We start from the raw sequence: 16,073 nt of genomic DNA on the forward strand, positions 1-16,073 counted from the left end.
GAACGTCAAATTACAAATCACGCCTGCTTGCACGGATCGGCCGGTCGGTTCGGTCGATCGGCTTCGGCGCGTCTACAGCTTCGGAAGCCGCACGACAAAAGTCGAGCCTTGTCCGATCTCGCTTTCGACCGTAATGGTACCGCCGTGCAGGTTGACGATCTTTTTCGCGATCGCAAGCCCCAATCCCGTGCTTCCGCTGCCCGAACGCGACGGATCGCCCCGATAGAACCGGTCGAACAGCAGCGGCAGTTTCTCCGGCGCGATCCCGTCGCCGGTATCGGAGAACCGGAGAACGTGCTCGCCGCTTTCGGTTTCGGCCGTGACCGAGATCGAACGTCCTTCGGGAATATGTTTGACCGCGTTGGACAGCAGATTGATCCATACCTGATCCAGCAGCGTCGCATCCCCCATGACGAGCAGATCGTCCGGCACGGCGAACCGCAGCGCCAAGCCTTTTTCGCTGAGCTGCCAGTCCAGCACGTCGATCGTCCGGCGGATCTCCGCTTTCAGATTCAGCGGGTTGCGCACGAGTCCGTCTTCCATCCGGTCGAGCGACGAGAGCAGCAGCAGTTGGCGGCCGAGCGCGGACAAACGCCGGCTTTCTTCGCCGATAATCTCGGCGAACCGCCGCCGCTCCGCTTCGGGCAGATCCGCGGAAGCCAGTTCCGACGCGAATCCTTGAATCGAGGTTAACGGCGATTGGATCTCGTGCGAGACGTTCGCCACGAATTCGCGGCGCGATTCTTCGAGCCGCGAAAGGCTGCGGCTCATCGTCATGAAATGTCCCGCCAATTGGCCGATCTCGTCGCGCCGCTTGGTCGGCAGTTCGATATCGTAACGTCCGTCCGCGATCCGCTGCGTGGCCGCCGTCATCCGGGTAATCGGCTTGACCAGATAACGCGTCGCGATCAGCAGGATCGCGATGCTGAACACGATCGTGAACACCCCGATCATCGCGAAGAAGCTCCGCAGCTCCCCGAACTGCAGGATCACGTCGGGACGCAGGAACAGAGCCGCCTGCCGCCCTTCGAGCGTAAGCGGCACGCCGACCGTATTGCCCAGACGGTTATCGAAGAACCCGGTAATAAAAGGACGGTTCGGGAAATCCGCTACGCCGTGATATTCTCCGCCCGCTACGACTTCCCGTACCGCTTCGGCGCTTAAGTCATGTTCGCGGAATGCCCGTCCGTAGAACGCTTCGTAATCACCGCCGTCCGTCACGTACAGCTCGTAACCCAGCCCTGCCGCGTTTTTCAGATAATCCTCCGCGGCATCCGGGCGAAGCTCGGCCATCCGGCGGACTTCGTACGCGATCTTCGTCAGCTTCGCGTCGTTGAACGGCTTAAGCTGCGCGTGATAATACACGTTGGAGACGAGAAAACCGAGCATCGCCCCGATCGTCACGGCGAGCAGCGTTGTCAAGCACACGCGGATATAGAGACTTTTGCCCGCGCGTCCGGTCGTCCACCGCCTTTTCACTTGCGCCGCACCTCCAGCTTATAGCCGATGCCGCGTACCGTCCGGATCGCAAAGTCGTCTTCATAGTCGGCGAAGCGCTGCCGAAGCCGCTTGATATGCACGTCCACCGTCCGCTCGTCGCCTTCGTAATCCGCGCCCCAGACCAGACGGATCAATTCGCCGCGTTCGAACAGACGTCCCGGGTATTGGGCCAACTGCGCGAGCAGCTCGAATTCTTTGAGCGGAAGCAGCAGCGTCGTTTCGCCGTCGGTCACTTCATGATTTTTGCGGTCGACGGTCAGCCGGTTCAAGCGGATCTTCTCGCTGGAAGCGAGCGAATAACGTCGGAACAACGCATTCATGCGAAACAGCAGCTCTCTCGGTTCGAACGGCTTGGTGATGTAATCGTCCGTTCCGTGCGCGTAACCCGCTTCCTTATCGGCAAGCTGCTCGCGCGCGGTCAGCAGAATGACCGGAATATCGTAGAGCGAACGGATTTCCGTGCAGAGATCCAGTCCGTTCTGCCCCGGCATCATCACGTCCAGCACGGCGAGATCGACCGGCGTTTCGGCCATGAGCCGCGCCGCTTCGTCCCCGTCTTTCGCTTCGATCACCTTGTAGCCTTCCTGCGTCAGCACGGCGCGAAGCAGCGCGCGGATATGGCCGTCGTCGTCGGCGATCAGTATTTTTTTCATGCTCGGCCTCCTTCATCGTTCTTTCCCGTGCCGATCTTCGAGAAATAAACGGCGCTGTCTGCCATCGGCGCGCAGTCCGTATGGTCTCCGGGCAGATTGATCTCGAAAATATAATCTTTGCCTTCGACATACGGCTTCACGCGCGCCCAATCGATTCGTCCTTCGCCGAGCGGAAGCGAATCGTGCCGCTGGCCCATGCTGTCGACCAGATGGTAATAACGCGCATACGGCGCGGTTCGCTCCAAGACTTCGCACAACTTGTCGTTGTCGCCGCGGAATCCGATAAACGTATGGCTGACATCGACGTTGAGCGGCAGGTTCAGCGGAATGATCAGCTCGTCGATCAGATAAGGATTGCTGTAGCAGAACAGCCCTTCCGTGGAATCTTCCCAGAGCAGCCTTCCGCTGTTCCAGCCGGGAATCGCTTGAACCGCTTCACGCAGCCGCAGCGTCGCTTCGCGTTCGTCGGATAGCTTGCCCATGCCGACGTAATGAGCGTGGATCACGCATCGGGCGTCTTCCTCAAGGCAGATCTTCAGCAGCTCGGCGGTCGACGCCCGGTAATAATCATGCATCGCGGGTTCTTCGCTTAAGATGTCCAGATATTCGCCGCGATATTTCGACGGATGATGCATATACGCTTTGATGCCTCTGCGACGAAGCTCGCGAATCCGCTCGCGGATCAGTTCCGTCCGCTCCATATCCTGCTCCGTCAGATACAACTCGACGATCTCGGGATCGTAACTTAACCGATCGGCAAAACTCCGTTCGTCGATGCCGCCTTTCAATCGCATTCCTGTACGCATGGTTGTTCTCCTCCTGCACGCCGGCGTGCTTGCTTCTCTTTTCTTATCTTAACGAAAACGAGTCCGCCGTACAAAGCCGTTTCTTTCGGCGCGCAAAAAGACCCTCGCCGGCCGGGAACGCGAGGTTCCTGCCGTGCAGAGGGTCTTGCTTGTCCGGATCAATGCCGCTTAGCGGCCGGTCTCCGCCAATTCGCCGGTCTGCGTATCGGGTCTCGGGACGCCGAAATTCGGCGTGCCGTCCTCGTTCCAAGCGATCGCTTGAACGCGCGCATGACGGTTCGGATCGTACAGCGGATCGCCGACGATCTCTTTATAGCTTCGCGCATGGAAAACGAGCAGATCCTGCGTTCCGTCTTCGGACACGGTGAAGCTGTTATGTCCCGGTCCGTATTGTCCGTTTGTTTCGTGGGTCACGAATACGGGCACCGGCGTTTTGACCCACGAAGCCGGATTCATGAGATCGCTGTTCTCGTCGGCGGTCAGCAGACCCATGCAGTAGTTGTGATCCGTAGCGCTGGCCGAGAAGGTCATGAACAAACGGCCGTTTTTCTTCAACACCGCCGCACCTTCGTTCACCAAGAATCCGATCTTCTCCCAATCGTATTCCGGCGTCGAGATGCAGACCTGTTCGCCGCGCAGCGTCCACGGATTCTCCATCTCGGAGATGTACAGATTGGAATTGCCGTCGATCTCGGGATCTTTCTGCGCCCATACGTAATAACGCGTGCCGCGATGTTCGAACGAAGTGGCGTCGAGCGCGAACGATTCCCATTTGGTTTTAATCTGTCCTTTTTCGACCCATTCGCCTTCGAGCGGATTGGCGGAATCGTTTTCGATGACGAACATGCGATGGTCGAACAGGCCTTCTTTGGTCTCGGATGTATGTGCAGCCGCAAAATACACGTACCATTTTCCGTCGATATAATGAATCTCCGGCGCCCAGATGTTGGCGCTCATCGGTCCGCTGTCGTACTTATGCCAGATATTTTTCGGCTCTGCGCCGCGAAGTCCTTCCAGCGTCGCCGAACGCCGCAGTTCGAGGCGATCGTATTCCGGCACCGAGCCGGTGAAATAATAGTAGCCGTCGGTATGCTTATAGACGAAAGGATCGGCTCTCTGTTCGATCAGAGGATTGGGAAGGTCGGTATAAGTCATGGTTTGCATCTCCTGTCGACTCGATGGTCGGACCGGCGGCCCGCCTCGAGTTTCTGTGTATAGGTATAAGGTTGCGTTTGATTAAAATGCGAATTTCGGCGGGCGCAAAGGCTGAGGGTCAGCCTTTGATGCCCGAATTCAAGTTGATCGACTGGACGAAATATTTTTGCGCGAACAAGAACAGCAGCAGCGTCGGGATGATCGCCAGAATCGCGGAACCCATCAATTGACCGATCATGCGGTAGTTGCCGTAGATGTCTTGCAGCAGCAGAAGACCTGCCGTTACCGGCATCTTGTCCACGTCCGTGTAGACGATGACCGGCCAGAGGAAGTCGTTCCACGAACCGGTGAACGAGAACAGCGCGCAGACGATCAGGACCGGCTTGATCAAGGGCAGAATGACGGAGAAATAGATCCGGAAATGGCTGGCTCCGTCTACTTTGGCCGATTCGTCGAGGTCTTTGGGAATGCCCATCATGAACTGGCGCACGAGGAAGATGTTTCCCATCCCCGCAAGGCCCGGAATGATCATGGCCCACGACGTATTCACCCAGCCGAGCGCGTCGATGATCTTATACGAAGGAATCAAGTTGACGACGCCCGGGAAAAACGAAATGCCCAGCAGCGTGAAGAATAAAGCATTGCGGCCTTTGAAGTTCATCCGCGAATAGCCGTAACCCGTAATCGAGATGACCACGACGACAAGCAGCGTATGGGACGTCGCGATCACGATCGAGTTCATCAACCAGCGCATGATCGGCGCGGTCGAAGTATTCTCCAGAATGGCCGTATAGTTGTCCATGATCCAATTGACCGGAAGCAGACGGAACCCGGTGCTGACGACTTCCGTCTGCGACCGGAACGAAGTCGTGATCCCGAAGATGACGGGAATGATCCAGATGACGCAGAGCAATCCGAGAAATACGTAAGCGACAATCTGGGAAACGCTGATTTTCGCGCGCTTCCGGCTGACGGCCAGCGCGCTTTTATCCAAATCCATGACCGAATTTGACACGGTGCACTCCTCCTTGATCAGTTCGAGTTGCGATTCATGACGTAGTACTGCAGAGCCGAGATGACCAGAATCACGAGGCCGAGCAATACCGCCATGGCCGAGGCCATCCCCGCGATCGATTCCCCGCTGCCGAACGCAAGCTGGCGAATATACATCATCAGCACCGAGGTGCTCTGCTGAGGACCGCCGTCTGTCATCATCAGCGGTTGGCCGAACACGTTGAAGGCGCCGGCCGTCGTCATGACGAACGTGAAGATCAACGGGAAGTTGATCGAAGGCAGCGTGATGCTGAAGAACTTGCGAATCGAACCTGCGCCGTCAAGCTCGGCCGATTCGTACAATTCTTCCGATACGCCGCTGATCGAAGCGCGATAGATGATCATGTTGCCGCCGACCCCGCCCCAGATCGTCAGGACGATGATCGTGATCCAAGCAAACGGTTGATGGGTAGCCCAAGCCACCGTCGAACCGAATACGTTGGCGGTAATCCCGAGCTGCTTGTTGAAGATCAGCGCGAAGATCAAAGCCGAGGCCGAGATGGAGATCAAGCCCGGCACGTACAATACGGACTGGATCAACGTTTTGCCTTTGACTTTTTTGTGGGACAAAGCCACCGCGATCGCCAGCGGAAGAATAATCAGCGGCGGAACGGTGAACAGGACGAACAGAAGCGTATTTTTGAGACCGTTGAAGAACTGGGTATGGAACGTCGACGACGTATCGAACAAGATGGTGCTGTAGTTGGAGAATCCGACCCAGTTCGGCGAGCCGGCCAGATTCCACTGCGTGAACGAAACGTAGATGCCGTAGATCGTCGGAATGACGACGAACACGAGAAACAAAATCAGATGCGGTCCCACGAAGAAAACAGGGGCCAAATTCAGCTTCTTTTTCATAAGCTTTCCATTCTCCTCTCAAGGCTGCCCCGAATCCGCGATTCGGCTTCCGGGCCTTGCCGCTCGGAAAAAGCAATATGCCCGGATCGGGCATATCGCTTCGTTCCTTTTGCCGCGATTACTTGTCGCTCTTCGCGGCCGCGCCGTTCGCTTCCGTGATCTTGTCTTCGACTTCTTTCTGCATCGTTTGCAGCGTATCGTCGATCGGCACGTTGCCGCGGATCAGATCGCCGACGTATTTGTCGACCGTTTCCGCGATGTACGGATAGTACTCGTAAGTATAGATGTACAGAGACTTCGTCTCTTTCTCGTCCGACGTGAAGAAGGACTGCATGTAATTTTTGAAATCGGCGCCTTCGACGACTTCTTTACTTGCCGGAATCTGGCCGGCTTTCGCCCATTCGACGGAATGGCTGCGGATGAATTCCAAGAACGCCGCCACGCCTTTTTCTTTCTCGTCCGTACGCTTCTCGTTATTGAACATCGCGAACATATGGGAAGACGCGCGGTTCGTGAATTTGTCCGCGCTTGCGGAGTAGACGTTCGTCACGCCGAAATTCAAGCCTTCGACTTTGGCATGCGCCGTGGAACTCCACGTGCCGTCGGTCGAGAACAAGACTTTGCCGGATTGGAACATCAGGTAACCGTCTTCGCCGAACGGAGTCATCAAGCCCGCGTCGTTGATCTTCTTGATATCTTCGATCGCTTGTTTCATGACCGGCGTGTTGACCGCGGGCTTGCCGTCCTGCTGAATATCGCCGCCGAGATTCTGGATCTGACCGAGCAGCACCCAACCGACAAGCGCGTCGTTGACGGCATATTCGTCCGCGGGCAGTTTGCCTTTCAGGCTCAGAATCTCGTCGATCGTGACGTTGTTGTCGTCAAGGAAGCTCTCTGCTCCGTATTTCTTCAGCAGGTCCTTGTTGTAATACATGACGTTGCTGTGAATATCGAGAGGAATCGTATATTGCGTACCGTCGATATTGCCGGCTCCCCAAGCTTGCGGAAGGTAATTGGCTTCCTTCAACTCTGGTTGCGCTTGCATGACTGTCGTCATCGGTTCGAGCTGCTTCTGTTTCACGTAACCCGGTACGCGGTCGGCGTGAATGATCGCCAGATCCGGAACCCCTTTGCCCGAACTGAGCACGGTAGAGATCTTCGTGTACATGTCGGAAGTTACCACATGCTTCACTTTGATCGCCGGGTTGGTCGCGTTGTATTCCTTCACCAGATTGTCCATGTACGCGCCGTCGTCGCCGGTCAACGGCGTCCAAAACGTAATCGTATTCGGATCGTTGGCGTTGCTGCTTCCGCATCCTGCGAGCAGCGAAGCCGCTACGGCCGTGCCCGTTATGAGTGCCCCCAATTTTTTCTTCAAAACCATTCTCCTCCTGTCTTTGCAAGCCCTTAACTCGTGTTTAGTATATCGCCAATCTGAAAACGGTGTCAATAACTTTTTGATAAACTTTAATTAATTTATATGATCTTAGTTAACATTATAATTAACTTAAATTCTTCTTGTAATCGCTTTTTTGTTTGAAGAGTACGTATTTCATTAATTTATATACATATTAATAATCTTTATGGTATTATTAATTTGACTTTTGAAAACCTTACTCGAATGACCGAAACCAAGCGAAAGAAGTGGGATAAGATGCAGTTGGAAATCGATCAGTCCTCCCTCGTCGTCTATGAAGCGTTGGCCAGCGAAGTGCGCATCAAGATCATTCAGTTGTTGTCCAAAAACAAGATGAATATCAAAGAGTTGGCTCAGGAGTTGGGGATCAGCAGTCCGATCGTGATCAAGCACATTAAGAAGTTGGAAGACGCGGGCATCATCAAGACGGAGAAAGTGCCGGGCAAGTCGGGGCTTCAGAAATTGTCGATTCTCAAAGTGGACCATATCGAAATCAACTTTCCGAAAAAGATCTTCCATTCTTTCGATTCTTACGAAACTTCCGTTCCGGTCGGGCATTACACGGACTTCGATCTCAAACCGACCTGCGGGCTGGCGTCCGAAAAAGACTTTATCGGTCCGGTCGACGATCCGAAGTACTTCATGGACCCGAAACGGATGGAAGCGGAAATCTTGTGGTTCACTCAAGGATTCGTGCAGTACAGCGTCGCGAACTTTCTCAAAAAAGAAGAAAAGCTTCAGCAGTTCGAAATCAGCATGGAATTGTCTTCGGAGTTTCCGTTCTCGAACGATGTCTGGCCTTCGGATATCACGTTCACGCTCAACGGCATCGAACTCGGCACTTGGACCAGCCCCGGCGACTTCGCCGACACGAGAGGCAAGCTTACCCCCGAATGGTGGCCGCATAACCTGAACCAGTACGGCCTGCTCAAGACGATCCGCATTACCGGCCACGGCACCTACGTCGACGGCGATCCGATGTCCGATATTTCGATCGCGGATCTCGACACGAACTGCGACCGCTGGACGCTGCGCATCGAAGTCAAAGAAGACGCCGAGAACGTCGGCGGCGCGACGATCTTCGGCAAGAAGTTCGGGAATCACAATCAAGATATTTTGTTCAAGATGTATTATTTGTAAGGGCTTAGTTTCACAGAAACTTATGATGTACTTCAAGTAAAAGAGCACCTATACTAAAGAGCCCTATATTCACAACTAGTGAATATAGGACTCTTTGGCTGAAAATTTCTTATCTATCTAGCAACCAAGATGCGAATTCCCATTTCGATGAAGCCTCTGTCAGAAACTCCTCAACATTTATAAAATGATGTTTTTCTATTTTTTTATGCTTGGCTAACCATCCTAATACTAGTTTTCCTTCAATGTCATTATGACTATTTAAAACACCTAACCACCAATCTACTGCCTCATAACAATATCCCAAAGATTGCACAATTAAATCGGCTTTGATCCAATCTTCTTCATTATTTTGATTTTCGGCTAATGATAATGCTAAATTGATAATAGCTGTATCACTACCACTTAAAAGACTAGATTGTAATAATGAAAAAATGTTGTTATACAAACAATCTCCTTGAATTTCGTTCCTTCTTAATAAATAAGCAAGCGATACACCTGCCGATTCCACTCCTTTTTCATAAGCATTTACGAACAAGCGAGTGGCCAATTCATACTCTTTTAAATTATAAGACGCAATTCCTAAATTCTGCAAACCCTGTACATTAACCTTTCTTATAGCTGTTTCTATCAACTGATTCCCTTTTCGTTCGTCTTTATTAAATCGAAGTCCTTTCTTTAACATTATTCCATATTCAAGCATAGCAATAGGAAGATTTTGAGATGATGCTTTTTGCAAGTATGATTTTCCGTTTTTTACTTGTTTTCTAGCACCTTTCTGTTCTAAATAAAATTTCCCGAGCAAGTAACTTGATTGATCGTTATCTATCTTTCCTAATTGTTTTAATAATTTTTCAGCTTTAAAAACATTTTTTGGCACGTAATATCCGTTAATCAAAATTTCTGCATAAGAAATTATAGCTTTTTTATAATCATCTTCACATAGCTTTTCGAATATTTCTATTGCTATTTCCTCATCCTCATCAAAATAATTTCCATATAATATATTTTTAGCATAAAAAAGCTCTGCTTCGGCATAACCATTATGGTATAGTTGTAAAATCATCTCAATTCCCATTGACTCCAAGTGAGCTTGATTATAGCTTCCTTGAATATAAATTAAGGCCAACTCATATTTAGCATTCAAGTTCCCTTTAAGCGAACATTCTTCAAGGATAGAAATAGCTTTTTTAAAATCGGAATTTATTTCTCGCCCTTCCAAAAGTCTCATAGCATAGTCTACTTTTAAAGCTTGATTCTTTTCCTTTAAAAGCATTTCAAAATAAGTCGTTGCTTTGTCAATATCTTTTTCTACTTCGCTTCCCTCTAAATATATATTTCCGAGTGAATTCATCGCTATTGGATCGTGGTTTTCTACACATTCCTCTAGTATTTTAATGGCAGACGTTATAGTTTCACTCTTTATAATTCCTTTGATCACTAATTCCGCTAATACTCTCTTAGAATCTGCTTGTCCTTTCTCTAGACTTTCTCTTAGTAATTTTTCTCCTTTAAAAACATTCTTCACCACTCCATGACTGCCTAGCAATAATTTACAAGCATATCTATGCTTTGCATCAAGATTTTTCTCCGAAATACTTTCTAAATAGCTTATTGCCTTTGCGACATTTTTACCAATGCCTTTTCCATTAAATAATCTTTCAGCGAATTCAATCTCGGCTTCTTCGTCTTTTTCTTCCACCAATTCAATTAGTAGTTTTTCTCCTTCTTCTATTTTTCCTTTTACAATTTTTCCATCCAACAATATTCGAGCTAATTTTAATTTCGCTGAGGCATCGCCCTCATTCATGGCAATCTTTAATAAATTTTTTCCTCGCTCAACGTCTTGTTTCATAAATACTCCATTTAATAAGTAAGAACCTAAAATCCGTTGCGCATTCGTTTCCTTCTCAGCAGCAGTTTCTAACATTTCAACTGCCTGATCAGTATCATAAAGCGAACTTTCTCCTAACAAAATATTATTTGCAAGAATAGTCTTAGCGATCAAATCTCCTAGTTCCGAAGCTTGTACCAATAATGTTTCAGCTTTCTTGATGTCTTTAGGAATTTCATCGCCAATAATATAATAATGTCCTAGCTCTCTAAGCGCTTCTGGATCTAAAGACTCTGCCGCTTTTTTTAGTAACTCTTCTCCTTTGATTATATTTTTTTCGACAAATTCTCCTTCTACATAGAGCTCACCCAGAAAAGTAAAAGCTTTTACATGGCCATAGAAAGTAGCCTCTTTCAGTAAGCTTATTGCTTTTTTTACGAGAATTTGATTTTTGTTGAGCTGTTTTAAACTAATTATACTTCTCGCATATAGATATTTTGATGAAGAGGCCCCTTTTTTGATTAATGACTCAAATATCTCCATTCCTTTTTCAATATCTTGCGGAACATTATAACCTTGAATATATCTTAGTGCGAGAAGATTACCATATTTGATCTCTTCAGTTGATGCTGCTTTAGTAAGTAAAGCTAAACCTAATTCCGTATTTTGGGTGTAATACTTTCCATCGATCAAAAGATCCGCTTTATAGGCCATCGCAGCACAAAAATCAGAAGAAACAAGATCATCTAATATTTTTTGAGCTTCTAGAATATCATTAGGAATATACACGCCTTCAAATAATAGTCTCACGTATTCTAGATCTGCTTTCTTAGATTTACTCTTTCTTGCTTCATCTAATATCTCAAGTGACTTGGGAATATTTTTATCTATTCCTTTCCCATGTTTCAGCAGATTGTAATAAAGCATCAAAGCATTATCATAACCTTCATTCATCAATTCTTGAAGATGATTTTCTCCTTGCTTTATTAATTCGGGGTCTTTATTTTCAGTTATCAAGAATTCTGCTAAATTAATTTTCGCCACACGATTGCCTTTCTTGATCGATCTTTCCAGAAGATTTTTACCGTATTCAATGTTTTTCTCTACAGCCTCACCTTGAAAATACCGCGTACCCATTATATAAAGCGCCCATTCATTCTCCATTTCTAACAATTCTTGAAAAATCTTATCACTAGTTGGTATGTCGCTAGGTATTGTTTTACCAAGAAGAAGTCTTATAGCTAGTTCTAGCTTTGCAGCTTGATTTTCAAACTCTGCTGCTTTTCTAAGTAGTAACTCCCCTTTTACTAGATCTTCGTCTACTTCATCTCCATCTAAAAACATACAGCCTAAAACCAACATAGCTTTAGAATCCTCTAACTCAACTGCTTTTTCTAAAAAATCCAGTGCTTTCCGAGTATCTTTCCCCACTCCTTTACCTAAAGAGTATATAAAACCTAAAAATGACAGAGCCTCTGTATATTTATTGAAAGCTGCTTTTTCGATTAACTTTAGAGAAAGATCATTAAATGGTTCTTGTTCGCTTTGAGAATATAGATCAAAACCTACAGAGAATAAACGTGCATCATTAGCAGATTTTAAGAAAATATCAATACCTTTATTAAAATTGTTTTCAGGAATAATAGAATGATTTTTCATCTTTCTAAAGAATTCGCTTGTAAAATCAATGCTTGTAGTTTTATCAGTTGCCATCCATTCAAATAAATAATTTATAAATTCCTCTACGTCAATACGACTAAAATGTTTTTTTAAGATGTATTCAGCAAATTGGTTATCAACTAAAGTTATTCTATCAAATCTTATTTCGCTAATATAATTCTGAATCTTCTTTAATTCTCTATTTATGTGCGGAAGTCTGTGGAGCTTACCTCTATGCCTAATAAACGACTGAATTTGTTCAATATGAAGAGCTTGAATTCCTTTTGATATCGAGAGCATCAATAGAATTTCCTCAAACACCTCATTCGAAGAATCATACTCAGCAAGTTCTTGATATATAGGAACCTCACTAAATTGATATTCGAATTCTTCTATTACAATTTCTTTGCTCTTTCCATCACTTTTATCAAGAGCTAAAAGAAGCCTATTTATACTTTTTACCTTTCCTTTAGTCTTTTCAAAAAAAAGGACATTCAAGTTTTTTTCTAACTCATCTTCTTCTTTTATTCCAGTGATAACGGGTATGTCTTCTCTACTCAAATCATTTACTATTATTTTGTGATCATAACTATACGAATCTTCATTATCGCTAGTAGAGAGTAAAATACGACATTCTTCAGGACATAAGTTTAATAGTTCATTGATTATATTTTTTTGATCTTGCAGCATTTCGATTGAATCAATAATTATAATCACAGTTCCTGTTTCTGTAACTAATCTTTTTACAGCTTCAGCAAAATACCTTTTTAAAACTTCAAACTTAGATGGTCTATTTACATCGTCAAAATCATTTTCAAAATTTCTATTTATGTAGGATTCTATGCTTGAGATTGATAGCTTATTGACCATATAATCGTTGCATTGTTGCACGATCGCTTTAGTAAATTCAGTAAAATTATTAGAATACTTGAATGAATATACCAATGTATTACATGTATTATTTAATTTTATTTTTTTTAGTACACACGAAATTATATGAGTTTTACCTACTTCATTAGCACCTCTCAAAAGCACTATTTTATTTGCCTTCAAAGCGTCGATAACATTTTGATATTCTGAATCCCTTCTATACTCTGTGAATTTTTGATCATAGTATTCTGATTTGATCAGTTCTAACAAATTGTAATTCTCGTAAAGCATATTGGAACCAATTTTTTGATTAGAAAGTTTAAGTTTAATTTCTTCATAAAAAATAATTACAGGAACCGTGAAGTTCATTATAATTTCTTGGAAAACGGTATCCTTATTTTCGTAAGAAATCCAAACATCGTTTTGTGACTTAATATTTGCGAATGTATTTTTACTCTTGTTAAGTAGATAATTAACTCTTTCGTTGCATGCATTCTTTTCGAACTGACTTGAAACTAAATCAATAAAGTGAATAATTTTGTCTTTTTGAAGAGTATTTTGATTTATGTTTTCTTTGGGATTAATTAAATTAAATATTACTCCATACCAAATTTCCAGCAACTCAAATATAGATGAAACATTTAAGTTATTTAAAAATTGATTTGTTTCGAACTCTTCAATTAATTTTTTGATTTGTAAGACTTGAGGCTCTACATATAATAAGCGATCAATCATTAAAACATAATTATTGATTTTGCTTAAGACATCAAGCTGTTCCGTTTGTCTAAAGATACTACTAAGGTTGTTATAAAACTTAGAACTATTAAAAAAAACATAATCACTTTCATCATTGTGCAACTCTATAGATGTCTTCTCTTTATCAATTATATAACCTTCGGCTAAACTGCTGTTACTATCGGTATTTTCTAATGATACGGGTGTATCTAAAAGATGAAGTTTAGTTAGACTCATATCCTGTTTTTTTTTACTTTTAGAATTCGAACTGTTTAAATAATACTCAGCCTTTCCATTTTTCTGAGTATTTTTCGAATTTTCTATAAATTCATTTCTCGTATCAGAAAATTCTCTGCTATATACATCTATTCTTTTTTCATCATCAAAATAGTCAATTACAGCATACCCGTTCACATATTTTTTGCTTTCATTCCAAATGTTAGAAGACATGTTCCCTGCTGCAACACAACTAAAGGCTTCGCCAACTACTGTGATTCTCTGAGAATGGCTTCCTGTGTGCACATGACCACTTAAAATAATATCATATTCCTTTTGCATTAATGCTTCACAGCTTTCAATATCAAAGTCTTGAAGCGCAGTAAATTGATGATGCATTAATGCAATTTTAATATCGCAATCTTCTAGTATCGCATTCGAATTATAAATTTGTTGGACTCCCATTAAAATTTTCCCATCATCTTGATTATCATAACAACGCCAGGACGTATTAAAACAGGTTATTCCAATCTTTTTGTTACAAGCTTCTAATATATAGTTAGATTGATAGTTAGTTATATGATCTAAATTATAATTATGGAATTCTCTCTCAAATCTTTTGAACTCATTTAACCTTTTCGTCCCTTCGTTATTTTCGCTATTCATGAAATTCATTACAGAATTAACATCATGTAGTTCTTTAATCAACCCGCTCTCAACTATTTGACTATCAGCATTTCTATTAATATCATGATTGCCTGGAACAAAAACAAATTGTTTGGTTTCTAGATTAAGTTCACTAAGCAAGGGCTGAATGACCAAATCTTTAAAAGTATCAAATGCTTGTTCGGCATTTCCAAAGCTTTGTCCCCCTTTGTCGATGGCATCGCCAGTAAAACATATAAGATCAATCTTTTTTTGCTCATGGTAGACCAGCAAGTCTTTAACTAAAGCCTTCATAATTACATTTTTTGTGTTAAAAACATCGTTTTTCGATAAATGAAAATCCGAAATATGTACAATTCTCATTTGAATTTCTCCTTCAATAAAAAGTAACTATCTATACCTATCAAGCGTGTAATTTCTTCTAAACACCTATATCATAACACTATTCTCAAACCATCAAAATATATCTCATTTGAATTTTCTTATTTATCCTTTTTCCTATAGCTCTCTCTTAAATCCCAAGCCATCAACGCCTCCCGCATCCGCTTCATATCCTGCGCGGGCGGCAATCCGAACATGCGCGCATACTCCCGGCCGAACTGCGACGGGCTCTCGTAACCGACGCGGTAAGCCGCGTCCGCCGCTTCCCCCGTCTCCGACAGCAGCAGACGCCGCGCTTCCTGAAGCCGGATCCGTTTCTGGTATTGAATCGGCGTCAGTCCCGTCGTCTCCTTGAAACGGACATAAAACGAAGATTCGCTCATATTCGCCTGCGCCGCCAGTTCTTCGACTCTCAGCGTCCGGTCGTATTCGGTTTGCAGACGGCGTACCGCGCCCGCGATGCGCTGCGCCGACGTGCCGGAAGCCGCGAAGCGTCGGATCATTCCGCCCAATTCGCCTTGCAGGGCGCGGTAGAGCAGCTCGCTGACGGCAAGAGGCGCCAACGCTTCGATGTCTTTCGGCGTATCCAGCAGACGGACCAGCCGCAGCGTCGCCTCCGTCAAAGCCTCGTTCATCCGTCCGAGACCGATCGCAGGTTCCGCTACCCTTTTGCCCAGCGGTTCGGAACCTGCCGTCCCTCCGCCGAGCCGCACGATCTGATCCGCCGTGAAATAGAGCTGCAAACTCAAGTAAGGCGCTTCCGGCGAAGCTTGAACGACTCTTCCCTGAATCGGCAGTTCGACGGAAGTCGCGAGATACGAAGACGGATCGTACGTATAGCTGCGCTTGCCCGCGACCACCTGCTTCGCCCCCTGCGCCACGATGCACAGCGAAGGACGGTAAAGAGAATGGACCAGAAGCTGCGTTCCCGTCTGGCGGATCAGGCGTAGTTCCGGAATCGCGGTCGTCTGCGGTCCTTCTTGCGGCGCATGGCGCAGCAGCAGCTGCGTCAGCTCCCGGTTCCCGTTTCGGTTGCGCTCGTCGATCGAACGACTTTCTGTCTGATCTCGTAAACGATCCTCCGCGTTTGGATGCTGCTTATCTTGCGTATCCTGCGGCATGCAATTCCCCCC

The 16,073-nt window shown here is 45.9% G+C and carries 10 protein-coding genes; 1 reads left to right on the forward strand and 9 read right to left on the reverse strand.

What is annotated here, in order from left to right:
* Positions 1-72: 72 nt before the first annotated feature.
* The 7 genes from CDO73_RS07095 to CDO73_RS07125 form a co-directional block, all read right to left on the reverse strand.
* Entirely contained in the window at positions 73-1,479 is a 1,407-nt protein-coding gene (locus tag CDO73_RS07095; protein WP_256972598.1) for a sensor histidine kinase, read from the reverse strand.
* Positions 1,476-2,153 carry a response regulator transcription factor gene (locus tag CDO73_RS07100; RefSeq protein WP_088487817.1) on the reverse strand — a complete coding sequence of 226 codons (678 nt, stop codon included), beginning with the start codon at positions 2,151-2,153 and terminating at the stop codon, positions 1,476-1,478. Before CDO73_RS07100 ends, CDO73_RS07095 begins: the two co-directional genes overlap by 4 nt.
* Entirely contained in the window at positions 2,150-2,959 is an 810-nt protein-coding gene (locus CDO73_RS07105) for a TIM barrel protein (RefSeq protein WP_088487818.1), read from the reverse strand. The genes CDO73_RS07100 and CDO73_RS07105 overlap by 4 nt, the downstream gene beginning before the upstream one ends.
* 168 nt (positions 2,960-3,127) lie before the next feature.
* Positions 3,128-4,114, reverse strand: a complete 987-nt coding sequence (locus tag CDO73_RS07110) for a glycoside hydrolase family 43 protein (protein WP_088487819.1) — start codon at positions 4,112-4,114, stop codon at positions 3,128-3,130.
* A 118-nt stretch (positions 4,115-4,232) separates the two neighbouring features.
* The gene (locus tag CDO73_RS07115) at positions 4,233-5,114 is read right to left on the reverse strand and encodes a carbohydrate ABC transporter permease (RefSeq protein WP_088487820.1); all 882 of its coding nucleotides are present in this window, start codon (positions 5,112-5,114) and stop codon (positions 4,233-4,235) included.
* A 32-nt stretch (positions 5,115-5,146) separates the two neighbouring features.
* Positions 5,147-6,025 (reverse strand): carbohydrate ABC transporter permease, encoded by an 879-nt coding sequence (locus CDO73_RS07120; protein WP_088487821.1) that lies wholly within the window; start codon positions 6,023-6,025, stop codon positions 5,147-5,149.
* 118 nt (positions 6,026-6,143) lie between these two features.
* Complete coding sequence (locus CDO73_RS07125) at positions 6,144-7,403, reverse strand: extracellular solute-binding protein (RefSeq protein ID WP_373446970.1); 1,260 nt, start codon at positions 7,401-7,403, stop codon at positions 6,144-6,146.
* A 276-nt stretch (positions 7,404-7,679) separates the two neighbouring features.
* On the opposite strand from CDO73_RS07125, the gene CDO73_RS07130 reads away from it, so the two are divergent.
* On the forward strand, positions 7,680-8,582 hold the full coding sequence (locus CDO73_RS07130; protein WP_088487823.1) for an ArsR/SmtB family transcription factor: 903 nt from the start codon (positions 7,680-7,682) through the stop codon (positions 8,580-8,582).
* Between the two features lie 109 nt (positions 8,583-8,691).
* On the opposite strand, the gene CDO73_RS07135 is transcribed toward CDO73_RS07130, so the two are convergent.
* Positions 8,692-14,922 carry a metallophosphoesterase gene (locus tag CDO73_RS07135; RefSeq protein WP_088487824.1) on the reverse strand — a complete coding sequence of 2,077 codons (6,231 nt, stop codon included), beginning with the start codon at positions 14,920-14,922 and terminating at the stop codon, positions 8,692-8,694.
* A gap of 119 nt (positions 14,923-15,041) precedes the next feature.
* Positions 15,042-16,061, reverse strand: a complete 1,020-nt coding sequence (locus tag CDO73_RS07140) for an AraC family transcriptional regulator (RefSeq protein ID WP_088487825.1) — start codon at positions 16,059-16,061, stop codon at positions 15,042-15,044.
* Between the last annotated feature and the right edge of the window lie 12 nt (positions 16,062-16,073).

Origin of the sequence: Saccharibacillus sp. O23 (assembly GCF_002205895.1) — a bacterium.
GTDB lineage: Bacteria > Bacillota > Bacilli > Paenibacillales > Paenibacillaceae > Saccharibacillus.

Bases quoted from the DNA above. Each gene is read 5' to 3' on its own strand.
- CDO73_RS07100 (WP_088487817.1), bottom strand. From the start codon at position 2,153: ATGAAAAAAATACTGATCGCCGACGACGACGGCCATATCCGCGCGCTG.
- CDO73_RS07105 (WP_088487818.1), bottom strand. From the start codon at position 2,959: ATGCGTACAGGAATGCGATTGAAAGGCGGCATCGACGAACGGAGTTTT.
- CDO73_RS07110 (WP_088487819.1), bottom strand. From the start codon at position 4,114: ATGACTTATACCGACCTTCCCAATCCTCTGATCGAACAGAGAGCCGAT.
- CDO73_RS07115 (WP_088487820.1), bottom strand. From the start codon at position 5,114: ATGGATTTGGATAAAAGCGCGCTGGCCGTCAGCCGGAAGCGCGCGAAA.
- CDO73_RS07120 (WP_088487821.1), bottom strand. From the start codon at position 6,025: ATGAAAAAGAAGCTGAATTTGGCCCCTGTTTTCTTCGTGGGACCGCAT.
- CDO73_RS07130 (WP_088487823.1), top strand. From the start codon at position 7,680: ATGCAGTTGGAAATCGATCAGTCCTCCCTCGTCGTCTATGAAGCGTTG.
- CDO73_RS07135 (WP_088487824.1), bottom strand. From the start codon at position 14,922: ATGAGAATTGTACATATTTCGGATTTTCATTTATCGAAAAACGATGTT.
- CDO73_RS07140 (WP_088487825.1), bottom strand. From the start codon at position 16,061: ATGCCGCAGGATACGCAAGATAAGCAGCATCCAAACGCGGAGGATCGT.